Below are 563 nucleotides of genomic sequence, written 5' to 3' on the forward strand. Positions count from 1 at the left end.
TCCTCGTGCTGCGATTATTTGAGAGACTCATTGACAGACTGATGCATCACGACCCACCCGAAGGCAGTCCTGCATGTTCAGCTGTCATGTTTCAATTTTCAGCTTGTTCCAGATTGTTAAAGAGCAAAACATCGCAGTGCACCCAAGCAGGTACACTCTGATGTTTTTTATCATACCGAGTAGTGATGGTGGAGCTATGCGGGATCGAACCGCAGACCTCCTGCGTGCAAGGCAGGCGCTCTCCCAGCTGAGCTATAACCCCGTCTCTACTTACAGTTACCTTAGATACCACTCATGGAAGAGTTGGTAGGCCTGAGTGGACTTGAACCACCGACCTCACCCTTATCAGGGGTGCGCTCTAACCACCTGAGCTACAAGCCTATTAAGGTATTTCTGCTCGTTATTTTCATCAGACAATCTGTGTGAGCACTTCACGCAACACACATCTTTTTGGTAAGGAGGTGATCCAACCGCAGGTTCCCCTACGGTTACCTTGTTACGACTTCACCCCAGTCATGAATCACAAAGTGGTAAGCGCCCTCCCGAAGGTTAAGCTACCTACT

General features: G+C 49.2%; 2 tRNA genes and 1 rRNA gene. All 3 read right to left on the reverse strand.

Annotated elements, in window-relative coordinates:
* Positions 1-186 precede the first annotated feature (186 nt).
* Positions 187-262 (reverse strand) — tRNA-Ala (locus KP22_RS21055).
* Between the two features lie 42 nt (positions 263-304).
* Positions 305-381 (reverse strand) — tRNA-Ile (locus KP22_RS21060).
* Between the two features lie 73 nt (positions 382-454).
* Positions 455-563 (reverse strand): 16S ribosomal RNA (locus KP22_RS21065); the annotation flags it as partial.

The sequence above is a fragment of the Pectobacterium betavasculorum genome (assembly GCF_000749845.1).
GTDB lineage: Bacteria > Pseudomonadota > Gammaproteobacteria > Enterobacterales > Enterobacteriaceae > Pectobacterium > Pectobacterium betavasculorum.